Source organism: Alsobacter sp. P4_H11 (genome assembly GCF_056400925.1).
This window is the reverse complement of record NZ_JBFUKI010000011.1, coordinates 25078-46826: the sequence shown is the minus strand read 5'-3', so window position 1 is coordinate 46826 and position 21749 is coordinate 25078. Positions and strand designations below refer to the sequence as shown.

The 21749-nt window shown below is 61.6% G+C and carries 22 protein-coding genes and 1 pseudogene; 10 read left to right on the top strand and 13 right to left on the bottom strand.

The genetic code is table 11. The annotated features are described in order from the left end of the window. Positions 1 to 16: 16 nt before the first annotated feature. The 6 genes from AC1DSZ_RS18860 to mgrA all read left to right on the top strand — a co-directional run bounded on the left by AC1DSZ_RS18860 (position 17) and on the right by mgrA (position 6376). Positions 17 to 745 (top strand): SDR family oxidoreductase, encoded by a 729-nt coding sequence (locus AC1DSZ_RS18860; RefSeq protein ID WP_476839894.1) that lies wholly within the window; start codon positions 17 to 19, stop codon positions 743 to 745. Positions 746 to 1018: 273 nt separating this feature from the next. Then, positions 1019 to 2248: an ABC transporter substrate-binding protein gene (locus AC1DSZ_RS18855; RefSeq protein ID WP_476839893.1), complete on the top strand. Its 1230-nt coding sequence runs from the start codon at positions 1019 to 1021 to the stop codon at positions 2246 to 2248. Positions 2249 to 2419: 171 nt separating this feature from the next. Then, positions 2420 to 3259, top strand: coding sequence for a carbohydrate ABC transporter permease (locus AC1DSZ_RS18850; RefSeq protein WP_476839892.1), 840 nt, complete (start codon positions 2420 to 2422; stop codon positions 3257 to 3259). Next, entirely contained in the window at positions 3252 to 4106 is an 855-nt protein-coding gene (locus tag AC1DSZ_RS18845; RefSeq protein ID WP_476839891.1) for a carbohydrate ABC transporter permease, read from the top strand. Before AC1DSZ_RS18850 ends, AC1DSZ_RS18845 begins: the two co-directional genes overlap by 8 nt. 44 nt (positions 4107 to 4150) lie before the next feature. Continuing rightward, positions 4151 to 5299: an ABC transporter ATP-binding protein gene (locus AC1DSZ_RS18840; RefSeq protein WP_476839890.1), complete on the top strand. Its 1149-nt coding sequence runs from the start codon at positions 4151 to 4153 to the stop codon at positions 5297 to 5299. Positions 5300 to 5329: 30 nt separating this feature from the next. Further along, positions 5330 to 6376: an L-glyceraldehyde 3-phosphate reductase gene (gene mgrA, locus AC1DSZ_RS18835; RefSeq protein WP_476839889.1), complete on the top strand. Its 1047-nt coding sequence runs from the start codon at positions 5330 to 5332 to the stop codon at positions 6374 to 6376. 160 nt (positions 6377 to 6536) lie between these two features. Here the strand turns inward: mgrA and AC1DSZ_RS18830 are convergent, their stop codons facing one another. The 7 genes and pseudogenes from AC1DSZ_RS18830 to AC1DSZ_RS18800 form a co-directional block, all read right to left on the bottom strand. Next, positions 6537 to 7565, bottom strand: a complete 1029-nt coding sequence (locus tag AC1DSZ_RS18830) for a ketopantoate reductase family protein (protein ID WP_476839888.1) — start codon at positions 7563 to 7565, stop codon at positions 6537 to 6539. A gap of 348 nt (positions 7566 to 7913) precedes the next feature. Further along, positions 7914 to 8309 carry a fumarylacetoacetate hydrolase family protein gene (locus AC1DSZ_RS18825; RefSeq protein ID WP_476839887.1) on the bottom strand — a complete coding sequence of 132 codons (396 nt, stop codon included), beginning with the start codon at positions 8307 to 8309 and terminating at the stop codon, positions 7914 to 7916. Between the two features lie 775 nt (positions 8310 to 9084). Then, on the bottom strand, positions 9085 to 10371 hold the full coding sequence (locus AC1DSZ_RS18820; RefSeq protein WP_476839886.1) for a TRAP transporter large permease: 1287 nt from the start codon (positions 10369 to 10371) through the stop codon (positions 9085 to 9087). A 10-nt stretch (positions 10372 to 10381) separates the two neighbouring features. Beyond that, positions 10382 to 10885 (bottom strand): TRAP transporter small permease, encoded by a 504-nt coding sequence (locus AC1DSZ_RS18815; RefSeq protein WP_476839885.1) that lies wholly within the window; start codon positions 10883 to 10885, stop codon positions 10382 to 10384. 22 nt (positions 10886 to 10907) lie between these two features. Continuing rightward, positions 10908 to 11876 carry a TRAP transporter substrate-binding protein gene (locus AC1DSZ_RS18810; protein ID WP_476839999.1) on the bottom strand — a complete coding sequence of 323 codons (969 nt, stop codon included), beginning with the start codon at positions 11874 to 11876 and terminating at the stop codon, positions 10908 to 10910. Between the two features lie 510 nt (positions 11877 to 12386). Continuing rightward, positions 12387 to 12597: pseudogene (locus AC1DSZ_RS18805) on the bottom strand (transposase); the annotation flags it as partial. Between the two features lie 123 nt (positions 12598 to 12720). Continuing rightward, positions 12721 to 13170 (bottom strand): Ros/MucR family transcriptional regulator, encoded by a 450-nt coding sequence (locus AC1DSZ_RS18800; RefSeq protein ID WP_476839884.1) that lies wholly within the window; start codon positions 13168 to 13170, stop codon positions 12721 to 12723. A 354-nt stretch (positions 13171 to 13524) separates the two neighbouring features. Between AC1DSZ_RS18800 and AC1DSZ_RS18795 the strand changes: the two genes are divergently transcribed. Further along, the gene (locus tag AC1DSZ_RS18795) at positions 13525 to 14139 is read left to right on the top strand and encodes a Ku protein (protein ID WP_476839883.1); all 615 of its coding nucleotides are present in this window, start codon (positions 13525 to 13527) and stop codon (positions 14137 to 14139) included. 22 nt (positions 14140 to 14161) lie between these two features. Here AC1DSZ_RS18795 and AC1DSZ_RS18790 read toward each other — a convergent pair whose 3' ends face one another. Then, entirely contained in the window at positions 14162 to 14848 is a 687-nt protein-coding gene (locus AC1DSZ_RS18790; protein ID WP_476839882.1) for a LuxR C-terminal-related transcriptional regulator, read from the bottom strand. Positions 14849 to 15159: 311 nt separating this feature from the next. Continuing rightward, positions 15160 to 15360: a hypothetical protein gene (locus AC1DSZ_RS18785; protein ID WP_476839881.1), complete on the bottom strand. Its 201-nt coding sequence runs from the start codon at positions 15358 to 15360 to the stop codon at positions 15160 to 15162. A gap of 215 nt (positions 15361 to 15575) precedes the next feature. Here AC1DSZ_RS18785 and AC1DSZ_RS18780 point away from each other — a divergent pair, with 215 nt between their 5' ends. Then, complete coding sequence (locus tag AC1DSZ_RS18780) at positions 15576 to 15938, top strand: response regulator (RefSeq protein ID WP_476839880.1); 363 nt, start codon at positions 15576 to 15578, stop codon at positions 15936 to 15938. A gap of 186 nt (positions 15939 to 16124) precedes the next feature. On the opposite strand, the gene AC1DSZ_RS18775 is transcribed toward AC1DSZ_RS18780, so the two are convergent. The 3 genes from AC1DSZ_RS18775 to AC1DSZ_RS18765 all read right to left on the bottom strand — a co-directional run bounded on the left by AC1DSZ_RS18775 (position 16125) and on the right by AC1DSZ_RS18765 (position 20135). Then, a complete protein-coding gene (locus tag AC1DSZ_RS18775) occupies positions 16125 to 16556 on the bottom strand; it encodes a DUF3597 domain-containing protein (RefSeq protein WP_476839879.1) in 432 nt (143 codons plus the stop codon). Positions 16557 to 16651: 95 nt separating this feature from the next. Then, positions 16652 to 19282: a hybrid sensor histidine kinase/response regulator gene (locus tag AC1DSZ_RS18770; protein ID WP_476839878.1), complete on the bottom strand. Its 2631-nt coding sequence runs from the start codon at positions 19280 to 19282 to the stop codon at positions 16652 to 16654. A 436-nt stretch (positions 19283 to 19718) separates the two neighbouring features. Next, complete coding sequence (locus AC1DSZ_RS18765; protein ID WP_476839877.1) at positions 19719 to 20135, bottom strand: DUF1236 domain-containing protein; 417 nt, start codon at positions 20133 to 20135, stop codon at positions 19719 to 19721. Between the two features lie 242 nt (positions 20136 to 20377). On the opposite strand from AC1DSZ_RS18765, the gene AC1DSZ_RS18760 reads away from it, so the two are divergent. Together AC1DSZ_RS18760 and AC1DSZ_RS18755 are read left to right on the top strand one after the other, a co-directional pair. Continuing rightward, positions 20378 to 20608, top strand: a complete 231-nt coding sequence (locus AC1DSZ_RS18760; RefSeq protein ID WP_476839876.1) for a hypothetical protein — start codon at positions 20378 to 20380, stop codon at positions 20606 to 20608. Positions 20609 to 21078: 470 nt separating this feature from the next. Then, positions 21079 to 21429, top strand: coding sequence for a hypothetical protein (locus AC1DSZ_RS18755; protein ID WP_476839875.1), 351 nt, complete (start codon positions 21079 to 21081; stop codon positions 21427 to 21429). A gap of 15 nt (positions 21430 to 21444) precedes the next feature. Here the strand turns inward: AC1DSZ_RS18755 and AC1DSZ_RS18750 are convergent, their stop codons facing one another. Beyond that, on the bottom strand, positions 21445 to 21684 hold the full coding sequence (locus AC1DSZ_RS18750) for a DUF6894 family protein (protein WP_476839874.1): 240 nt from the start codon (positions 21682 to 21684) through the stop codon (positions 21445 to 21447). Positions 21685 to 21749: the final 65 nt, after the last annotated feature.

The window sequence follows — 21749 nt, the reverse complement described above, 5'->3', positions numbered from 1 at the left end:
AGTTGGGGACATGACGATGAGTAGGCTCGCCGGTAAAACGGCGTTTGTCACTGGCGCGGCGCAAGGCATCGGCCGCGCCACGGCCCTGCGCCTCGCATCCGAAGGCGCGAGCGTCGTTGCGGTCGATCTCAACCGGACGAAACTCGACAGTCTGGCGAGTCCGCAGATTTCCGTCTGCGCTCTCGATGCCTGTGACGCCGCCGAACTCTCCGCCGCCATCAGCAGCCTGCCGCGCATCGACATCCTGGTGAATTGCGTCGGCTGGGTGCCGGTTGGATCAATCCTGGATGTCGACGCCGACGCGTGGCAGCGTGCGTTTCGCATCAATGTCGACACGGTGTTCAACGCGACCCGCGCCGCATTGCCGATGATGCTGGCGGCCGGAAAAGGCAGCATCGTGAACATCGCGTCCGTGGCCGGCCTACGCAGCGCTCAACAGCGGGCTGCCTATTCGGCCACCAAGGCGGCGGTCATCGGGCTGACACGCTCGGTCTCCGCCGATTTTGCGCCCCGGGGCATCCGTTGCAACGCGATCTGCCCGGCCATGATCGAGAGCCCATCGCTCGAAGAGCGCATCGCCGCCATGCCTGACCCGAATGCCGCACGCGAACTCTTCGTCTCGCGGCACCCGGTCGGTCGGCTGGGAACGGCCGAGGAGGTCGCCGCCGCTGCGGCTTATCTGGCCGCCGATGAGAGTGGATTTACGACCGGCGCGACGCTTCTGCTCGATGGCGGCGCCAACTGACGATAACGCTTACCCCAGCGCCGCCGATGGCCCTGTCTGTTCGGGCGGTCACACCGGATAGCGCGTTTACAATGCGAGATTTCGCCGCGCGCGGTGTTCGAACGGCGCTGGATCGCTTGACAAGAAAACGGTTACATTTAAGCATGTCAGGGTTTAAGAACCGGCGTCGGGCAGGGGCTTTCTTGACGGCGCGGCGCCCACCGGCGCGCTCCGCGTGATGCACAGAGAGCCGACCGCTCGCTCACAAGAACAAGTTCGAAGCTGGAGGAAGCTATGAAAACCGGGATGATGTCCGCGCTGGCGGCGGCGACGCTCTGCAGCTTGGTTGGTTCGGCACGCGCCGAGGATGTGGAAGTGCTGCATTATTGGACCTCGGGCGGCGAGTCCAAGGCGGTCAACGTCCTGAAACAGACGATCGAGAAGAACGGCTACACGTGGAAGGACTCGGCGGTCGCCGGCGGAGGCGGCTCCAACGCGATGACGGTTCTGAAGACCCGCGTCGTCTCGGGCACACCGCCACAGGTCGTGCAGATGCGCGGCCCCGCCGTGCAGGACTGGGCGTCGCAGGACGTTCTGGCGCCCATCGATTCCATCGCGGGGAAATGGAAAGATCTCCTGCCCCCGGCGATCGACAAGGTCCTCAAGAGCGAGGGCAAGTACTACGCGGTTCCGCACTGGATCCATCGCATCAACTCGATGTACATCAACAAGCCGATCATGGACAAGGTCGGCGGCAAGGTTCCCACCAACTGGGATGAGTTCTTCGAGCTTGCCGACAAGATGAAGGCGGCCGGCTATACCGCCATCGCGCACGGCGAAACGCCTTACGAGGACGGCGTGTTCTTCGAGGGTGTTGTCCTGTCCATGGGCGTTGATTTCTATCGCAAGACCATCCTGGAAGGCGACCAGGCCGAGATCACCTCCGACAAGATGGTGAAATCCTTCGACATCATGCGTCGCTTCCAGGGCTACTTCGACAGCGGCATCCAGGGCCGCCCCTGGAATCTCGCGGTCGCGATGCTGATCGAGAACAAGGCCGGCATGTTCTTCATGGGCGACTGGGCCAAGGGCGAGTTCTCGGCCGCCAACAAGGTGCCTGACCAGGACTATGTCTGCGCCCCGCGGCCCGGCACGACCGGCGCCTACACCTTCATCGCCGACAGCTTCGTGTTCTTCCGGCAGAACGGCAAGGAAGCGACGAAGGCTCAGCTCGCAATGGCCACCGACATCATGGACCCGGCTTATCAGAAGCAGGCGGCGCTCTTCAAAGGCGCCATCCCGGCCAACATCACGACGCCTCTCGACGGGTTCGACAGCTGCGCTCAGAAGTCGGCCGCTGATCTGAAGGACGCGATCTCCAAGAACACGCTGCTGCCTTCGATGAACCAGGGTGTCGATGAAGCAAGGCTCGGCGCGGTCCGCGAGGTCATCGTCAAGTTCATGAACTCGACTCAGGATTCAAAGAGCGCGACGGTCGCCTTGGCCAAGGCTCTCAAGCGCTGACATCTGGATCGCCAACGTCCGGCGGCGGAGCCGTTTGGGCTCCGCCGCCTTCTCATCACCAGGGATAATCAATCGCCTATGAGTTCGGTCGCATCCGATATTCGTCGAAGCGCCAGGAGAGAGCACCCTTCACGCCTGTCGCTTTGGGCTGATCGCTGGATCCCGGCGCTGGTGCTGTCGCCAAGCGTCCTGACGAGCCTGATCTTCGTCTACATTTTCATTCTGGTGACCGGCTACCTGTCGTTCACGTCGTCCCGCATCCTGCCGCGCTACCAGTTCGTCGGCCTCGATCGTTACCGCGAGCTCTTCTCGAACGAGGTGTGGTGGCAGTCGGTGGCCAACCTGGCCTACTTCGGCGTCCCCTTCGTGCTCGGGTGCCTTGGGGTCGGTCTCATCCTGGCGATCCTGCTCGACCAGCGCATCCGTCTCGAGGGCGCATTGCGCGCCGTCTATCTCTATCCACTGGCGCTGTCGCAGGTCGTCGCCGGAACCGCCTGGCAATGGCTGCTCAACCCGGGGCTCGGGCTGGAGAAGACGATCCAAAGCCTCGGCTGGACGACGTTCCACTTCACATGGATCGACGATGCCGACCGCGCGATCTTCTGCGTCGTCATCGCGGCCGCCTGGCAATGTACGGGGTTCGTCACGGCGCTTCTGCTGGCGGGCCTGCGCGGGGTCGACGAGGAGGTTCTCAAGGCGGCTCAGGTCGACGGCGCATCCCTGCCGCTGATCTACCGGCGCGTGATCCTGCCGATGATGCGCCCGGTCTTCTTCTCCGTGCTGCTCATCCTGACCCATCTCTCGATCAAGACTTTCGATCTGGTCGTCGCCATGACGGCTGGGGGACCCGGCACCTCGACGGTGCTGCCCTCGATCTTCGTCTACACCTACTCGTTCGAACGGGGCCTGATGGGCGTCGGCGCGGCAGCCTCGATGATGATGCTCACGATGGTCGTCGCCGTGCTCGTGCCCCTGATGTATCTCGAAAGCCGGTCGACCCGCGATGCATAGGCTCACGCCATCCCGTATCGCGATCTACGTGTTCCTCGTCGTGTTCGCGGCATTGTTCGTCCTGCCGACCTACATCGTCGTCATGACGTCGTTCAAAGGTCTGGACGAGCTGCGCCGTGGGCACATGATGGCGCTGCCCGAAGTCTGGACGTTCGCGGCCTGGATCAAGGCCTGGAGCGGAGCCTGCACGGGCGTGCAATGTGACGGGCTCCAGCCCTTCTTCTTCAATTCCGTCCGCATGGTCATTCCCGCGGTGCTTCTGTCGGCGCTGGTGGGGTCGATCAACGGCTACGTCCTGGCGCAATGGCGCTTTCGGGGCGCCGATGCGATCTTCACGATGCTGCTGCTGGGATTCTTCATCCCGTTCCAGGCGATCCTGCTGCCGGCGGCCCGGTTCCTCGGAACCTTCGGCATCGCGAACACGATCACCGGCCTGATCGTGATCCATGTCGGTTACGGCATCGCCTTCACCACTATGCTGTTCCGGAATTTCTACGTGAACGTCCCGCCCGAACTGGTTCGGGCGGCGCGGGTGGATGGAGCCGGCTTTTTCCTGATCTACCGCCGCATCTTCCTGCCGCTGTCGCTGCCGATCTTCATGGTCTGCATCATCTGGCAGTTCACCCAGATCTGGAACGACTTCCTGTTCGGGGTGGTGTTCTCGGGGCCCGATTCCCGACCCGTGACGGTGGCGCTGAATAACCTCGTCAACACCAGCGAGGGGGTGAAGGAATACAATGTGGACATGGCTGCGGCCTTGATCACGGCCCTGCCCACCCTGGTCGTCTACATTCTGGGTGGGCGTTACTTCGTACGCGGGCTGACGGCCGGCGCGGTCAAGGGCTGACCGCGCATGACCGCCCTGGCGTTTGTCAATCCAAAGGATCGATCATGACCGGCTTGAGCATCCGGAACGTCTACAAGAGCTTTCCGAATGGGCTCGAGGTGCTGAAGGGCATCGACATCGAGGTCGCCGAAGGCCAATTCCTGATCCTCGTCGGCAGCTCCGGCTGCGGCAAGTCCACGCTGCTCAACATGATCGCGGGACTGGAGACGATTTCGCGCGGCGAGATCCTGATCGGCGACCGGCGTGTCAACGATCTGCCGCCGAAGGACCGGGACATCGCGATGGTGTTCCAGTCCTATGCGCTCTACCCGACCATGACCGTGCGCGAAAACATGTCGTTCGGGCTCGAGGTCAGAAAGGTCCCCGTCGCCGACCGCAACGTCATCGTCGAACGGGTCGCCGAAACTTTGCAGATCGGGCACCTGCTCGATCGCAAGCCCAAGCAGCTGTCCGGCGGCCAGCGCCAGCGCGTCGCCATGGGGCGCGCGCTCGCCCGTGATCCGACGCTGTTCCTGTTCGATGAGCCGCTGTCGAACCTCGACGCCCAGCTCCGGCTCGAGGTCCGGGCCGAAATCAAGATGATGCACCGGCGGCTCGGCAAGACCATTTGCTACGTCACTCACGACCAGATCGAAGCCATGACGCTGGGCGATCTGATCGCCGTGATGAAGGATGGCGTCGTGCAGCAGCTCGGCTCGCCGCAGGAGGTGTATGACGAGCCGGCGAACATGTATGTCGCGGGCTTCATCGGGGCGCCGCCGATGAACTTCATCCCCGGCGTGATCGAGGCGGTCGGCGGCGGCTGCGGCATGGCGATCGACGCCGGCGCCGGAGTGACCATGCTGAAGCTGCCAAGCTTGTCGGCCGCCGGCAGCGATCTCGTGGGGCGCAAGGTCCTGTTGGGTCTTCGCCCCGAACGGATCAGCGACGAAGGCGGCGCGTATCAGGCTTCCGCGCACCCCGCTCAGGCCGCGATGGTCAAGGTCGACCTCATCGAGGCCACCGGGCCCGATACCATGATCTTCGCGGAGATCAACGGCAAGCGCGTGCTCGCGCGCGTACACCCGGCCTCCGACCCGAGACCCGGCGCAACCGTGAACCTGATGTTCGACACCGCCAAGGCGGTCTTGTTCGATCCGGATACCGGCATGCGGCTGGGCCGTCCGGCGTCCCGGATCGCGGCTGCGGCATGACCCCCGATGATCGCTGCAGGGTCCACGCCGATGCCTGATTTCGCAGCCGAACGCTACGATCGTATGCCCTATCAACGCTGCGGGCGCAGCGGCCTCAAGCTGCCCGCCCTGTCGCTTGGGCTCTGGCACAATTTCGGCGAGCAGGCGCCGTTCGAGCGAGCCCGCGCGATGTGCCGGACCGCGTTCGATCTCGGCATCACCCACTTCGACCTGGCGAACAACTACGGTCCGCCGGGCGGAAGCGCGGAGGTGACTTTCGGCGAGATCCTGGCGAAAGACTTCAGCGCTCACCGGGACGAACTCGTGGTCGCCACCAAGGCCGGCTACCGCATGTGGCCGGGGCCTTACGGAGAATGGGGCAGCCGGAAGTATCTGCTGTCGAGCCTCGACCAGAGCCTCAAGCGCATGAAGCTCGACTATGTCGATATCTTCTATTCGCACCGGTTCGACCCGGATACGCCGCTGGAAGAAACCATGGGGGCGCTCGACGCCGCGGTGCGCCAGGGCAAGGCGCTGTACGTCGGCATCTCGTCCTACGATTCCGAGCAGACCAGGGCGGCCGCCACGATCCTGCGGGACCTCGGCACGCCATGCGTCATCCACCAGCCGAGCTATTCGCTGCTGAACCGCTGGATCGAGGACGACGGCCTACTCGACACCCTCGACCAGGAGGGCATGGGCGCGATCGTTTTCTCGCCGTTGGCGCAGGGAATGCTCACGACGAAATACCTCGACGGCGTTCCGCCCGACAGCCGGGGCGGCGTCGGCGACTCGCCGCGGCTCAATCGCGCCTTGGGCCAGCAGGACAACCTGCCGCGGATCCGGGCGCTCGACGCCATCGCGCAGCGGCGCGGCCAGTCGCTCGCGCAGATGGCCCTGGCCTGGGCGCTGCGCGACGAGCGCGTCACCTCTGCGCTGATCGGCGCGAGCCGCCCCGAGCAGATCGTCAATTGCGCGGCGGCGCTCACGAAGCGTGACTTCGACGCCGCTGAACTCGCTGAGATTGACCTTCACGCCCTGGATGGCGGGTTCGACATGCGCCCGCCCGCCTCGCGCAAGCCAAAGGCGTCACCTTAGCAACAGTCGTACTGGCCAACCCCGGAATCAACCTTGGCGGGTAGGACGGCGTTTGTGCGTAGTCTTTTCTCACGTCACTGCGTTCCGGCTGGCCACTGCGGCCGACCTCAAAGCACAACGTCAAACCTGTTCCTCTCCGACGCGATGGGCCGCAAACGCGCTACGAACGGGCGCGGCAATCTGGCTCGTCGTCCAAGCGCGAGCTAGAGGTAAACTGGTCGGTGGGCGTCGCCTCGCGTATCAGTCTGGCCTGGCCCGCGGAGGCCTGTGCGGCCTCGAAGCCTTGCACCAAAGCTGCGAATGCGTTCAGCGTCGGCGTCGGTATGTTCCTTTGCCGGCCGCGCTCGATGATGCTCAAGTAGATGGCTCCGACTTCGCTGGGTCGCCTGGCTTCGAGATCGCGGCGCATGCTGGTCTTGTTTCGCGCCGCGCCGCTGGCCACGATGCCGTCGAAAATTGCGTAGCGTGATGCTTGGGGCAGATGAACGCCACAAGCTTCCGCCACGGCCGCGGCTTCGTCCATGGCGCTTTTGGCGACAGCCGAAAGTAACGGGAGGGTAGCGACCTCGCCGATAGTTAGGCCCGTCAGCCCGCTGGTCGCCGACATTGCGACGTTGAGCATCAACTTGCGCCATTTCTCGGCCATGACGTCTTCGCTTGCCGTTGTCGGGAGGCCATGATCGCTCATCAATTGCGCGAGCTGAGCCAGCCTGGGCGACATGCCCCCGGCAAGTTCTCCGACGATCGTCGGCAGGGTGCCGTAATTTCGGACCACGCCGGGCACTTCGAGGGTTGCGCCCATGGACGTCAGGCCTCCAATCACCACCTTCGGGCCGAGCACATCCACTAACGACTCTTCATTGCCCAACCCATTTTGCAGGCTGACAACAAGTGTGCCATCGCGAACTAGCGGCACGATGATCTCAGCCATACGCCGCGTCGCGGTTGCCTTGCACTGAACCAGAATGATGTCGGCCGGCGAGACGCTGGCCACGTCCGTGGTCGCATCAAGCGCGATAGTGCGATCGCCTCCCTCGCCGACGATGCGCAGGCCGTTACCCCGAACGGTTTCAACGTGATCGGCCCGTTTGGTGAACAGCGTAACCTGCAAGCCTGCCTCGCCGAGGAGGCCGCCGAAGAGGCTGCCCATGGCGCCGGCTCCGGCGATCACCACATGTGGTCTCTTCATCGCTCGCTTCCCGTTAGCGCTGCGGCATTTCAATCGGTTCCAAGTTTGACGGGCGGCGTAACAGACTGGCACCCTGAACGGGCCCGCCTACTGCCTCTGTACGATCAGGGACGATAATCGACCGGAGCTCATTCTGCGCTCGTGATCGAGAGGCGAGCCGAGCCAAAGGCCGCGTCCGCAGAGCTGGGCCGGCCAGAGGCCAGAGAGATTTCGCGTCCGTTCAATCATGATGCGAGCCGCGGCCGCAGATGGCCGAATTGGGCGGTTCACTTCATCATCGACGGCGACGGCGTTTGCTGGCGTCGCCGATTCTTCGAGGTGCCTAAACTAGAGAGTCTGTTCGTAGTATCAAACGCTTGCGGGTCGCAAAACTCGTCCGCGGTAACGAGCCAGGGGCCGCACGGCGGCGAAGCTCGGATAGCTCTTGCCCTTGGTCCACTGTCCCTCCCATTCTATTTGGTACTCGCGCTCCGAGACATCATTGAGGATGCAATATCCCGCCACGTAGTCGAGCGCACTCTCTTCACTTACGTGCCAGCAGGGGCGACCGATGACGAAGGCGAGCTCCACCTCCCAATCGAGCTTACGCGATCCCGGTGGCAGCAGCACGGGATCGTTCGCACCCCCGAGCGCAGACGTATGCTTGTTGAAGATGACCGGCTGACGAGGGATAGGCGCATTGGTCTCCTCGGCGTGATCGGTGTAGTTCAGACCTATGCAGACCACGTTTGGTACCTGGGCCACCGGAACGCCAAGCGGACCGGGCCTTTCACTTCCGGCAGAGTCGCGAGGTCGACCGCGCGAAGGAGTGCGAGCCTATCTGGAGCGAGGACTTCTCCTGTGATGTCATTTACGTGACCCGAGAGATCCCGCAGTCGTCCTTGGGGGTCGATGGCACCCGGCCGCTCGCGTCCGTTTTCGCCAAAGCGAACCAGCTTCAAGTCCCGTCCTCCTCGCCCCGCTGCTTACCTGTATCCGCTTACATTCTACCCACAATGGGAACTTGGTTGGCCGTGGGGGAGGGGAGCGAAGGAGACACGCAAGTCCGAGACTTTGCTCAAATCCCTCCGCGAAAGCTCCCACCCTGGCCCATGCCGACCTCCGTAACTGTGAACGTCGCGCGGATGCGGCGGAGCGCCGCCCCGATACCAGATCACCTGAGGCCGGCCGACGAACTTCGGCGCGACCCGCGCGGCATCCACGAGTGCTTGATAATTCCCGTCTCGTTGTTCAATGCGGACACAGTTGAGACGCCCAATTGCTTGCTCGCCGAGCTTGCGACCGGATCGCGCTGAAGCGCGCCGAAAGGCAACCGCTATTCGCTCGTAACGCAGCATTTGACGCTGCGGCTTAGCAACATGGGGGTGGTGCGCGTGACAACGGCGTCGCCCGTTACTGGATCGACGGCGTCGATGGGTGATTACTCTACCAGCGCGTTGGGCTGGCTCTGCCAACACTATGTCGCCTTTCTAATCAGGTGCGACACCTCGGTCATCGGCGAAGCGCTTCAAAAAGCATTTCAGCCCAGCAGCAGCCGGGGAAGCCAGGTGGTCAGCGAGGGAAAGATGGCGACGAACAGCATCGCTAGGCACAGGGCGAAGAAGAACGGAACGATGCCGCGCGACGCCGTGCCGAGCCCCACCTTGGCGATGCCCGCGCTGATGAACATCAACGTTCCGACCGGCGGTGTGACGCCCCCGATCAGGCAGCACATCACCACGATGGTGCCGAACTGCAGCGGGTCGTATCCGAGCGCCTGCCCGACGCCGTAGAGCGGAGCGGCGAACATGATCAGGATTGCGGTGCCGTCGATGAAGCAGCCGAGGATCAACAGCAGCACGACGACAAGGAAGAGCTGCCCTTCGGGGACCACCGTGATGGTGCTGAGCAGGTTGATGACCTCGGACTGGAAACGAGCGCGGGTCATCAGGTTGGCGAACACCGTGGAGGCGGCCAGGATTAGCATCACCATGGAAGTTGTGAGCGCCGCCGACATGAAGGCGTCCCTCAGCTTCGCCAGCGTGAACCCGCCATAGAAGAACTGGCCGATCACCAGCACGGCGACCGCCGCAACGACGCCGGCCTCGGTGGGGGTGAACACGCCGAACACGATGCCGCCGATGATGATCACCGGAATGGTCAAGGCCGGCCCGGACTCGCAAAACGCGTTGACGAACCCCGCCATGGTCCGCTTCTCGGCGTCCTCGTTCGTGCCGAAACTGCCGCGCCACGCCAGCAGCCAGGCGGTGATCATAAGCAGGATCCCGACGACGACGCCCGGAAGCGCGCCGGCGAGGAAAAGCTGGCCGGTCGAGACCCCGGTGAGGAACCCGTATATGATCATCGGGATGCTGGGCGGGATCAGCGCCCCGATGGTCGAAGCGCAGGCGCAGACGCCGACCGCATAGCTTGCCGGGTACCCCCGGGTGGTCATGCTGGGGATCAGGATGGCGCTCGTCGCCGCGCAATCGGCCACGGCGGAGCCCGAAACGCCGCCAAACAGCATCGATGTGAGGATGTCGACCTGGGCGAGGCCAGCGCGCATCCGGCCCACGAAGAAGTTGGCCAACAGCATGATGCGGTCGACGAGATCGCAGGCCGTCGCGAGCGTGCCCGTCAGCACGAAGAACGGAATCGCCATCAGGGGAAAGGAGTCCATGCCGCCGAACATGCGCGTGATCACGAGCGTGAACGGCAGGCGGCCGTCGAGCACCAATGGCAGGAAGGTCGAAACGCCGATCGCGAAGGCGATCGGTACGCCGGCGGCGAGCAGGATGGCGAAGGACGAGAACAGAACGCCGAGCATGGATGGCTCCTCAGTCGACCATCACGCGGTCGGCCATTTCGGGAACGGCGTCCTGACCCGAGGCGAAGAAGGTCCGCCAGACATGCCGCAGCGTTTCGAACAGCATGAGCGCGCCGCCGATCGGGATCGCGGCGTAGACGTAGCCCATGGGGAATTCGAGGGAGGTGGACTGCTGGTCCATGTTCGAGATCGTGACGACCGAACCAAACCAGATCAGCGTCACCTCGAACCAGATCATTAGCGCCGCGGCGAAGATGTTGAATGCCGTCTGCGCCGAAGCGGGAAGCCGGGCCGTCAGGAGGTCCACCCGGAAGTGAACGCCGTAGCGGATGGTCAGACCCGAGGCGAGGAAGATCATCCAGATACACGCGTAGCGGGTGATCTCCTCGGCCCAGAACAAGCCGCCCCATCCCGGCACTCCGCGCAGGAGCGTCGAGACGAAGCTGACCGCAACCATGACGACAAGACAGAAGATCACCAGCGCTTCGGTGATGCGGACATAGGCTCGTTCCATGGTGCGGTCCCGTCAGCTGCGGTCAGAAGTTCGACAGCTTGAGCATCTTCTCGTAGACTGCCTGGACCTTCGGGCCCTTGGCGGCGAAGTAATCCTTGTTCATGGCGATCAAGGGCGTGCGGTATTCGGCCAGATCAGCCGGTTCCGTGATCGTGACGCCGGCGGCTCGCATGGTCGCCAGAGCCTTCTCGTCCGCCGCCTTGTGCAGCGTGATCTGGTAAGCGCCGGCTTCCTTGGCGGCGTCGAGGATGATCTGCTGGTATTCGGGCTTGAGAGCGTCGAACCATTTCTTGTTCACGACGATCGGCTGCGGGTAGAAGTTGTGCTTCGTGACGAGGAGGTTCTTGGCCTTCTCGTGAAAGTTGCTGGTGACGATCGTCTCGTTGGTGGCCTCCATGGTGGAGATCACGCCGGACTCGAGCGAGGTGTAGACCTCCGCGAGCGCGATCGCGGTGGGGACCGCGCCCCAGGCCTTGGCGAGAGCGACGAACAAAGGCGTCTGCGGGACGCGCATCTTCTGGCCCTTGAAGTCGGCCAAAGTTTTCAGCGGCTTCGTGGACAGCGTGTTTCGCGGGCCCTGGTACATCATGCCGACCAGCGTGAAGCCCTTGGGCTGCATGAAGCCGTTCAGGTCGTCGAAAATGGCTGCGCTGATCCGCTGGAGGTCTTCCACGCTCTTGTATGTATAGAACGCCTCCATCACCTCGAGCTCGGGCACATAAGCGCCGGTGCCGGGCAGGCCGCTCAACACCATCTCGAGCGACCCCAGCCGGGTCATTTCGGCCATTTCGCGCTCGGAGCCGAGTTCGCTGTTGTTGAACACCTGAACGGCTATTGTGCCGCCAGATTTAGACTCAATAAGCTCTTTGAGCTTGGCGGTTGCGACTGGGATGGTGTGCGTGGCCGGGTACACGTTCCCGACCCGAATAGTCACGTCTTGCGCGCGAGCTCCGCCTGCTATCGTGAGCGCCGCGATCGCGCCAAGCGTCATCCCTTTCAGCCAATTCATCATGTGTCCTCCCCAGGACCGGTCTTGCCGGAAACGACCCGCGGCTGTTTATCGCGAAATCGCTTACATCGTCGGATGAAGCTTAAGGTAAGTCAAGGATACTGGTAGGCGATCCAGCCACTCCGGGCATGTTGTGTGTCTGGCAACAGCTTGGCGCAGGAGGAGGCGGCCCGATAGGCGGGTTTGTCATATCCGACACGGCGGGCTGCCGGCTGATCTACTGCTACGCCGACTTCAAGGGCCGCAGCTCCGTCAGGGTCAGAAGGACGCAGCGAAAGCCACCACGCTGGTCGGCCATAACTACCGCGCCTTCAACTGATCCCGGCCTCGCGCCCATCCCCTCCAGGCCGCCTTCGGGCGGCTTTTCGCGTTTCAGGAGCCTTCCATGCACAGCGAAACCAGGTCGCGATCGAGCGCGCGGCGGCCCACTTCGCCGGGGTGCGGTCACGCCGAAGACGTTTTCCTCCGTGGCCGCAACCGGGTCGAGTGCCTCAACGCCTTGTCCAGCGTCAAATCCGACACCGCTCGCCGAAGCACGGGCGTTCTTGGCCTCGAGCTCCTTCAGGCGCTTCATCTGGTCACCCTTCAGCCCGCCATGCTCGGTATGCCAACGATAGAAGGTCCCCTCCGTTACGCCACGCCGGCTGCCGATCGCAAGCTGGAAGTCGCGTGTCTGGTGGACCCACCAGAAACCCACTTGAATCAGCGTGAACAGGTGTCAACGCGTCTCGCGCTGATTGAGGAACGGCAATGGGTTTGGACGACATTCGCCGATAGAGCGTGCCGTTTACACCGAGGATAGAAGGGGTCGCGGTGAAGCGACTGACTAGGCTTCAGCTTTCTTTCTGCTATTCTTTGCGACAGATTTCGAGGGTAGCTTCACCCGATTGTTACCGAGTCCCATGCTCTTGGCGAGCGCTGAACGAGCCGCAGCGTAGTTCGGCGCCACCATGGGGTAGTCCGACGGCAAACCCCATTTCTCGCGGTACTCGGCCGCCGTCAGCCCATAGCGGGTCATCAGGTGCCGCTTCAGCGATTTGAACGACTTACCGTCCTCAAGGCAGATGATCGCGTCTGGTGTGATCGACTTCTTGATCGATACCGCCGGCTTCAGCTCCGGCGGTGGTTCAGTCACAGCCGTGTTGGTCGCCGTTAGCGCACTATGGACAGCTGTGATGATGTTCGGGATGTCTCCGAGCGGAACCGAATTATTGGACAGGTAGGCCGAAACGATATCAGCCACGAGTTCAATGGGGTTGGACTCACTGTCGCTCATCGGGGATCTCCATCGTAGTCTTGTATCTATAATGCGGGGGAGGGGCTTCCATCGAGAAGAAAGCTAGCATCTTTCCGTGGCCGCGATCACCGGAATCCGATCACTACAATGCGTTACGAAAGTACTATTAGGAGTAGCAATAACGTAACGGCCGGCGACGGCCAAGAGATCTCAACGGGAATGCGATTCCATCACTGTCGTGTTCGGAATAGTTAGTGAGCCGAAAAAACAAGTGCATCTACGTCGACCCGGACACGGGCGAGGAGGTGACGAGCGACGACCAGGTCAAGGGGTATGCCGTCGCCTCGACGCGATCTAGATCGAGAGCTCTCAAACGGTCGATATCGTGAGTTTGTGCCGCGCACCGAGATCGACCCCCGCTACATGGATGCGCCGTACGACATTGCCCCAGACGATCGGGTCGCGCAGGAGGCGTTCGCCGTCATTCGGGAGGCCATGCGCGACGGCGGCATGGTGGCGCTTGCGAGAGTCGTGATCGCCCGACGCGAGCTGATCATCATGATTCAGCCATGGGAGAAGGGCTTGCTCGGGACCGTGCTGCGCTACGGTTACGAGGTCCGGGACGCCGCGGCTTATTTCGAGGACATCCCGGGCATGCCAATCCCGGCCGACATGAAGGACCTGGCGCACGTCATCGTGGAGCGGAAGGCCGGCCATTGGGATCCGGCCGAGTTCGAGGACCGGTACGAGACGGCCGTCGTGGAGATGCTGAAATCCAAGCAGGCCGGCGCTGCCGTGGTCGATGCGCCGACGGCGCCACGGCCCAGCAACGTCGTCAACTTGATGGACGCGCTCCGCCGCAGCATCGAGACGGAGAAGGCCGGGTTGGCGGCCGCCGAACCCAAGCCGCTGGCCGCATCGAAGAAGCCAAAAGCTGCGAAGAAAGCCGAAGCTGCCGCGGCGCCCGAGCCAAAGAAGGCCAAGGGCGGTGCGCGAAAGCCGGGCTGAGCCGGGATAAGCCGTATGCCGCTCAGAGCTGCATGTGCGGATATAGAGTGCTGATTTTGTAAGCCACTTCCGTCCGGTTCCGAGCCTTCAGCTTCCTCATGATATTGCGCACGTGCACTTTGACTGTGCTCTCACACATGTTGAGCTCGTAGGCGATGATCTTGTTCGCCTTGCCCTGTCGAAGGGCTTTGGCAACGGCCGCCTGACGAGTGGTAAATGGCGCTTCTTGAGCCTCCGCTGGTACGGGAGCCTGTGCCGCGGGGCGTTGCTGGACGAGGCTTGAAGCCGGCACGAACACGCCGCCTGCCTTGACCAGGCCGAGGGCCCCGAACGCGACCTCGAGGCTGACGCTGGTCGGAATGTAGCCGCGTGCCCCCATTTCGAGCGCTCCGAGGATAGACTCGAAATCTTCGGCGTCTGACACCACCACCAACTGGGGCGGGTTGTCCGACTTAGCCAGCGCTGCAATGTCCCGCTGCATCTCTTCGTCGACAGTCTTTCGAGCGCTCCGGAACGCCATCACGAGCGGCTGCTCGCCGGTTTGAATTTCGGCCTCTTGCCAAGCATGCAGCGAGTTGAAGGTATGGACCTCCAGCGTCGAGTCCATAGCTTGCAGGCAGCGCGCCAGACAGTCGCGGAGCAGGACACGATCATCGATGATCACAAGGTGGGTTGCAGCCGCGGCCGCCGTGCTCTGGCCCGAACTCATTCCCATCTCCTCGATAAGCATATGTCGCATCGGCTGACTCCGTGTTTCTCGAACGGTCTTGGTATCTGGGGCGGTTCGAAAGAGCCCACCGATGAAGGACCTCGACAGTCCGTCGCACATCCGGCGCCAACCGAATTGGACCGGGTTGGCACAAGTGCGAGCCGCATTGGATCGTTGGAAAACAAGGTTGGCGCAGCACCGTATGTACCGATCTGACGGTAAGCTCGGCTTTACCGAGACGGTCCAGGCAAGCGGCTCCGAGCTCATCACTTCGTCGCGCAGGGCACCGCCGCTATTGCGAAAGGCTACTGCTAATGCAGCTTGGGCTTAGAAAGGCTATCCAGCGCCGGCCGCAGCCTCGCGATCTTTTGCCCTGGGGTTAGGTTGGCCCAGCCTGACTGATCGACCTCGCCGCCAAAACGCCGAACCTGTTCTGAGATCAGGTCGAGCATTTCAGCTGCCGGAAGGTCGGCTTCCTGAGCTTCCTTAAGGACCTCGTAGGGGCAGCGCATTCTCGGCCCTCTCTGACAAGATCCGAGCAGACAACAATCAAGGACCGGAGGCAAGCCGGACGGTCGCGAGTTTCACGCCCACCGCAGCGGAATGCGAAACGGGACCGACCTGCGTCTATGCCTCTGATGGCCTGGTCACTTGGAACGAAAGGCAACCACCAGTCCTTATCAGAGTACGAGCCGGTTCGCTTCCGGGTGCCACAGCCGGGTTTCGCATGCCACCTCTCGCAAATGCCCGCATCCTTGTCGTTGAAGACGAATTTCTGATCGCTCTACATGTTCAAAGTGAGCTGGAGGACGCTGGAGCAACCGTGATCGGCCCTGTTGCCTCAATCGCGGATGGGCTGCGCCTGGTCGAAGAGGGAAATATCGACGTGGCTGTTTTAAATGTCACGATCGCTGACGGATTGTCGTTCCCGATTGCGGCCGCTCTCGATGCGAAGATGAAGCCCTTTATCTTCGTGACGTCGAGCAGTCGGCAGTTTCTGGGCAGCGCGTATGTTTCAGCGCTGGTGATAGACAAGCCCATCGACTTCGCGCGGCTCATCCCTGCTTTGGTTGCGAGATTGACTCCCTAACGCCCGCGGGCTCTGGAAACATGTACCAGGGATATCGTGTCTTACCCGAGCACCAATGGCGATCGATGGTTGAACGGAGCCGTCACATTTGATCACCAATAAGATAACTGGGTCTCTGGCGGGCAAAGCCCCGCAGCGAGGCGTGCTGCGGAGCTATGGTCAGACCTTAGCTATAGCTGGCCTAGGTCAGTTTTTAAGATCATCCGGCACCTTGCCGCCGTTGGCCGCGAGCTTCTGCATAACCTGCTTATGCAGCCAGACGTTCAATGTTGCGCTGTCGCCAGTATCTCCGGTGTAGTGGAGTTCCTGCGCGAGTTCCTTGCGGGCTGCAAGGCTGCTGTCCAGCCCGAGCGCTTTCATCAGGTCGACAATGGAGCGGCGCCAATCAAGCGTCTGGCCCGATTTGGCGACGTGGTCATCCAAGATAGCCGTCACGTCGACCTGAGGGCTGGTGCGGGCAGCCGTGGCAGCCGGGGCTGTTCCATCTGACGACTGGGATGAAGTTTGCTGAGCGGGTGGCGGGGTGTTCGGAGTTTGATCGCCTGCCGGTGCTGCAGCAGTCTGAGCGTGGGCTGCTCCTCCGAAGATTTTGCCCATAATTGATCCGAAGATGCTCATCCCGTCCTCCTGATGGTGTCGCGCTCAACAGCGTGAAGACATCGACCGTTCCCACCAAAGGCCAAGCGCCGCGCTCCAGGCAAGATCCCTTCTGACTAGGACGCACCCGCTCGGAGCAGCTTGTCCAGGCTTTCCGCGAGTTCCGAGTTCCTGAAGGGCTTCGTAAGACGCGGAAGATTAGGGGCAATGCCATCTGCGTCAGCGTAGCCCGAGACAACAAGAATGGGCAGATCTGGTTGAAGCGTGCGCAGCTCGACTGCAAGCTCCGCTCCGCTCATCCCGGGCATGAGATGATCGGTAACCAGCAAGTCCGGGGCGGCGCCGCCCCGGACGAGCTTGAGAGCTTCTTCCGCGGAACTCGCCTCGATCACGTCAAAGCCGAGATCGATCAGCATGTCGGCCGTGCTCATGCGAACAAGGTCTTCGTCATCCACGAGGATCGCGACCCCGCGAGCGCCGGAGGCGATCAGGAGTTCTTTGGCATCATTCTCACCAATAGGGAGGCCGGAGCTAATCGGGAGCCAAAGGCTGACCGTGGTGCCTTGGTTGAGTTCGCTCTCGATGGCGAGCCCGCCCCCGAGTTGGGCAACGAGTCCATGAACCATGGACAAACCCAACCCTGTCCCCTTCCCAATTCCTTTGGTGGAGAAGAAGGGCTCGACGGCGCGAGCGCGGGTGCTCTCGTCCATACCTGACCCCGTATCCGTGACAGAAAGACGAAGATACTGGCCTGGTTTCAGCCTCGAGCGGTGCCCTCGACCGACGTGCTCAGCCACCGCGGCAATGGTCAGCGTCCCGCCATCCGGCATAGCGTCGCGAGCATTCACCCCCAGGTTGAGGATCGCCATCTCCAGCTGGTTCGGATCGGCTTTTGCAGGGGGTACGTCGGCAGCGAGTTCGACGTTCACCTGGATCTTGGGACCAACAGTGCTGCCGATTAGTCCGGCCATGCCGTTGACCAGCGTTCCGACATCGACGGCGACTGCCTGCAGTGGCTGACGCCGCGCAAATGCCAGAAGCCTTTGGACGAGCACTTTGGCACGGTCTGCGGATTGGAGAGCTCCATCGATCATGCGGCGCTCACGCTCGTTGCCAAGGCCTCGGCGCATAAGCATGTCGAGCGAGCCGATGATGGGCGTGAGCAGGTTGTTGAAGTCGTGGGCGACGCCGCCGGTCAAGCTGCCCATCGCTTCCATCTTTTGGCTTTGACGAAGAGCATCCTGGGCCTGTTCAAGCTCCCTCTCACGGGCCTTGTAACGAGACAGGTCCCGCCCGACTGCGATGAAGTTCACGTTGTCTGGCTCAGGCGAGACTGTCCAACCGATGGACTTCCAATCACCGTTTTTCGCAAGAATGCGGTTTTCGAACCTGGTTGGCTTGCCCGATTGTCCCATCTCTTGCAGAGCCGCAACTGTCGCCGGCACATCCTCGGCGTGGATGATGTCGGCGTAGGGGTTGGTGAGCAGTTCGTGCTGCGACCAGCCAAGCACCTGCGTCCAGGCCGGATTCACGGCCGACATCTGCCCTGCATAATTCGCTCTGGCGAGCATATCTTCCGATAACGTCCACAGGCGGTCACGTTCCGCTTCAGCCTCTTTTTCCGCAGTGATGTCCCTCCCGCTGCAGTAAAACCTGCCGTCCACCGGAACAGCGACCCAGGACAACCAGCGCCAACCGCCTTCGGCATGCGCGAAGCGGTTTTCGAACCGCAACACAGGTTCACCGTCGCGGAGTTGCTGCAGCGCTGCATTGGTGCGCACCACGTCATCGGGATGCAATAACTCCGAAAAAGGCGTGCTCGTTACGTGCTCCGCCGGCCAGCCAAGCGTTGCGGTCCAGGCCGGGTTCACGCTCGCGATGGTGCCATCTGGCAAAGCGATCGCCAACAGGTCCGAACTCACCTCCCAGGTGAGCTGGCGCTCACGCGCTCGCTCCAGATCGTGCCGTTCGAGATCGGCGTTCAACTGTCGAAGGAGAGCATTGCTCTGGCGCAGGCTTTCGCTGCCGCGGTAGACCTCCGTAGTTTCGTAGCCGCCCACAAAGACGCCGGTGACCCTGCCGTTTCCGTCGCGGATCGGTTCAAGAACAAAGTCGACATATTGGACATCGTCGCGCCCGTGAAGGCGAAGCTCCATGCCGCGCGTAACCACCCCTTGACCGGAGTGGAAGACATTTTCGAACAACTCATGGAAGCCTTGGCCGGCGATATCGGCGAAAACGTCACGAAAGCGCCGGCCAATGAAGTCAGTCCGCTCGGAGATCGCCACGTAGGCATCGTTGACATACGTGTAAATCAATTCCGGTCCTGAAAGCATGCCGACAAAGCCAGGCATTTGCTGCAGCATCTGGCGCTGGCGTTCCTGGATCTCGTCCTTTTGCCGCTCGGCCAGCACCTGCGAAGTGGTCTCGGCGCACGTGCAAAACATGCCCGCGATCTGACCCGCGTCATCCCGAACTGGCGAGTACGAAAACGTGAACCAGGTCTGCTCGTCATGCCCCTTGCGGTTCATCACAAGCGGCAGATTCTCGTAATAGACAGACTTACCGGCCAAGGCCGCGTCAATTGACGGTTGGATGGCCGGCCAAATTTCCCGCCAAACGTCCTGAAACCGTTTGCCTAACGCCTCAGGGTGCTTAGCCCCAAGGATCTCCGCATATGCATCGTTGTAGAGGAAGCAGAGACCGTCGCCCCAAGCCACGAACATCGGGAACTTGGATGCGAGCATGAGCCCGACCACAGAACGAAGTGACTGTGGCCAAGTTGAGGGTTTTCCGAGCGGCGATACGCTCCAGTCTTGGCTGCGCATAATGTCGCTCACTTGGCCGCCAGATATAAACTCTGGGCCAAGTTTCCCGTCGTTGAGATCTACCAAGAGACGAATCCGCTAAGGTCGTTGCACCCGGACCGAAGTAGAACCGACCGCGTAAAAGTCAGGTCCTGCAGGACAGCTCGGAGCCCGCTTGCTTAAGCCTCGGAATGCTCGATGCCGACCAGATGGCGAAGACACCGGATGAAAGCAGGACAGCCTTCAGCCATATTGTCCGGCCTTGCGACAGTCATGAGCCCGCTGTGGTCGTGGTCGGCACCGCGCTTATGAACGCCGCGGCGTGCAGGGAGAAGCCCTGGAGCTGTAATTGCCCCAGGGCTTCAGGCAAGCAGAATTAGTCGATGACCTGCACCACCCGACGCGTCGAAGGGTCGACGATCACAGTGCGATTATTGACCACAGAGTAGCGATACTGGGTCTTCACGCCGACGTCGGTCGGAACGGGGTAAAGCTCGACCGTGTCTGCCAGAGGCTCGCCGACAACAACCTGCTCCTTGTAGGTCACCGAGGGGCGGCGCTGCTCCACCACGTACTGATGAACCCGCGTGCTGTCGGATTGGGAGAGCGTGCCGCCGACAACAGCGCCGGCCACCCCACCCACTACAGCGCCAACAGGTCCGCCAACGATCGCACCGCCAACAGCGCCCGTTGTGGCGCCAGCCGCAGCACCGCTTTGACCGGACTGGGCAAAAGCGGCCGACGGCACGATGATGGCCAGCGCAAGCGCTGAAGCGAGAATGGCCTTGTTCATGGGTAGGTCCTCTCCGGTTTGCAGATGGGGCATGAACGGAGCCTCCGCGAAGCCGTTCCCAGCCACCCCTGCAATTGTCAGCATCAAGGGTCTTTTCGGGCGAACGCGCCTGTTAATCTTACCGCTTAAGCAGATTGGATCAGGAGCAGCTCGTTCTACGACACAGTTCGCCTTCGAGGCCGAACCAAACCTTGAGAGCCGACGTTGGCTCGCCGGTTATTCACCCCTCGGGAGCTTACAGAATGAAGATCATAATCATAGCGGCGGCTGCGTTCGTCGGATTAGGAACGTTGGCGGCCAGCGCGCAGACTGTTGACGTGCGAGTTCACCGCGACCGCGGCATGCATCGTGGATGGGACCACAATCGCGGCTTTGAGCGTCGGCATGAGATGCGCACTAGCCGGATGCACGGGTGCAAGACGATTATCATCAAACGCGAAGGCATGACGAAGCGCATCAAGAAGTGCAGCTGAGCGGCGGTTGACGCGAGGAGGCCGGGGGTCACCTCCCGGCCTTTTGCACCGTATCTTTTCCCTGGCATTAATCCACGATGAACAGTTCGGCCATTCAGCGTTCAGGCCGCAGTTGTAGGGTGCCTTCTTGTTAGGAGCATCCCATGGCTACGTTCAAAATCGGACTGGTTTCGCGAGATTTTCTCTACGGAGATGGCGTCGTTGAATTCGTTGCCGAGGTAGAGGGACTTACGTTTTACAACGCCTGCCAAAGGCACGCGATCACGAATGAAGCTTTTCGTGAGAACTTTGATCCAAGCTCGATGACTTGCCGTGGACAGAGGCTCGTTTCTCTAGATCATTACGCTCGGGAGATGCTTAAGCCTCCGCTCTAGTACCTCTCTGTTTGGGATGCATGATGTGGACCGACCTTTGAGCCACGACCTTAGCGTCTGTATAACATTTCGGCAAAACCGTTTATAAATGGCAGCTTGTCGATTTTGGTCGTGAGTGGCTCACCGGCTAAGGAGCAAATTCTTGAAACCCTTCATATGTTGGGCCACTCCGACGCGGAAGCTGTGGAGACATACGCGGGTGCCCGACGTACGTTTTTCGCACGCGATTTTAGGCTGGTGATAACCAACGAAAACCTCGGACGTCACACAGGTCTCGACCTGCTCGACGAAATCTCGGCTCTTTGGGGTGTGACGCCCGGGATCATCGTCACCCATGGCGAATTGGCGAGCACGCGCGAGCTGATGTTTTCGAACGTTGATTGGCTCGCCTACCCGATGGAAGCGGAGGAGTTGGCGGTTTCTATCGAGGCCCTGATCGCCGATTGAAATCAAGTCCAGCAACTAGGGATCTTCGCCGTCTACGGCATCCCCGAACGGCACGCTCGCGAGAACCTGGTTACCGTCATCCAGTACGTCGACTCGCCAATGTTGCCTATCCTGATCGCGTTGAATGCCCTCGGCCCACACCTCAGCTGCTCTTATGCGGGCCTCTCGCGTTGCATCCTCAAGCGAAGTGAGTTCAACCCCATCGGGGTCTTCAAAGATTCGCGAATCAACGTAGCGAAAAAAATACAGGGCCATGCTGGCTCCCCCTGAGGAGGATCAGCCTCCTGATATTGGTCTTGTAGATGCCAAGTTATTCCTGT

What these genes read in the sequence shown, in the direction of transcription:
- AC1DSZ_RS18860 (WP_476839894.1), top strand. Translation starts at nt 17, where the DNA reads ATGAGTAGGCTCGCCGGTAAAACGGCGTTTGTCACTGGCGCGGCGCAA.
- AC1DSZ_RS18855 (WP_476839893.1), top strand. Translation starts at nt 1,019, where the DNA reads ATGAAAACCGGGATGATGTCCGCGCTGGCGGCGGCGACGCTCTGCAGC.
- AC1DSZ_RS18845 (WP_476839891.1), top strand. Translation starts at nt 3,252, where the DNA reads ATGCATAGGCTCACGCCATCCCGTATCGCGATCTACGTGTTCCTCGTC.
- AC1DSZ_RS18840 (WP_476839890.1), top strand. Translation starts at nt 4,151, where the DNA reads ATGACCGGCTTGAGCATCCGGAACGTCTACAAGAGCTTTCCGAATGGG.
- mgrA (WP_476839889.1), top strand. Translation starts at nt 5,330, where the DNA reads ATGCCTGATTTCGCAGCCGAACGCTACGATCGTATGCCCTATCAACGC.
- AC1DSZ_RS18830 (WP_476839888.1), bottom strand. Translation starts at nt 7,565, where the DNA reads ATGAAGAGACCACATGTGGTGATCGCCGGAGCCGGCGCCATGGGCAGC.
- AC1DSZ_RS18820 (WP_476839886.1), bottom strand. Translation starts at nt 10,371, where the DNA reads ATGCTCGGCGTTCTGTTCTCGTCCTTCGCCATCCTGCTCGCCGCCGGC.
- AC1DSZ_RS18815 (WP_476839885.1), bottom strand. Translation starts at nt 10,885, where the DNA reads ATGGAACGAGCCTATGTCCGCATCACCGAAGCGCTGGTGATCTTCTGT.
- AC1DSZ_RS18810 (WP_476839999.1), bottom strand. Translation starts at nt 11,876, where the DNA reads ATGACGCTTGGCGCGATCGCGGCGCTCACGATAGCAGGCGGAGCTCGC.
- AC1DSZ_RS18800 (WP_476839884.1), bottom strand. Translation starts at nt 13,170, where the DNA reads ATGAGCGACAGTGAGTCCAACCCCATTGAACTCGTGGCTGATATCGTT.
- AC1DSZ_RS18790 (WP_476839882.1), bottom strand. Translation starts at nt 14,848, where the DNA reads ATGAGTTCGGGCCAGAGCACGGCGGCCGCGGCTGCAACCCACCTTGTG.
- AC1DSZ_RS18785 (WP_476839881.1), bottom strand. Translation starts at nt 15,360, where the DNA reads ATGCGCTGCCCCTACGAGGTCCTTAAGGAAGCTCAGGAAGCCGACCTT.
- AC1DSZ_RS18780 (WP_476839880.1), top strand. Translation starts at nt 15,576, where the DNA reads ATGCCACCTCTCGCAAATGCCCGCATCCTTGTCGTTGAAGACGAATTT.
- AC1DSZ_RS18775 (WP_476839879.1), bottom strand. Translation starts at nt 16,556, where the DNA reads ATGAGCATCTTCGGATCAATTATGGGCAAAATCTTCGGAGGAGCAGCC.
- AC1DSZ_RS18770 (WP_476839878.1), bottom strand. Translation starts at nt 19,282, where the DNA reads ATGCTCGCATCCAAGTTCCCGATGTTCGTGGCTTGGGGCGACGGTCTC.
- AC1DSZ_RS18765 (WP_476839877.1), bottom strand. Translation starts at nt 20,135, where the DNA reads ATGAACAAGGCCATTCTCGCTTCAGCGCTTGCGCTGGCCATCATCGTG.
- AC1DSZ_RS18760 (WP_476839876.1), top strand. Translation starts at nt 20,378, where the DNA reads ATGAAGATCATAATCATAGCGGCGGCTGCGTTCGTCGGATTAGGAACG.
- AC1DSZ_RS18750 (WP_476839874.1), bottom strand. Translation starts at nt 21,684, where the DNA reads ATGGCCCTGTATTTTTTTCGCTACGTTGATTCGCGAATCTTTGAAGAC.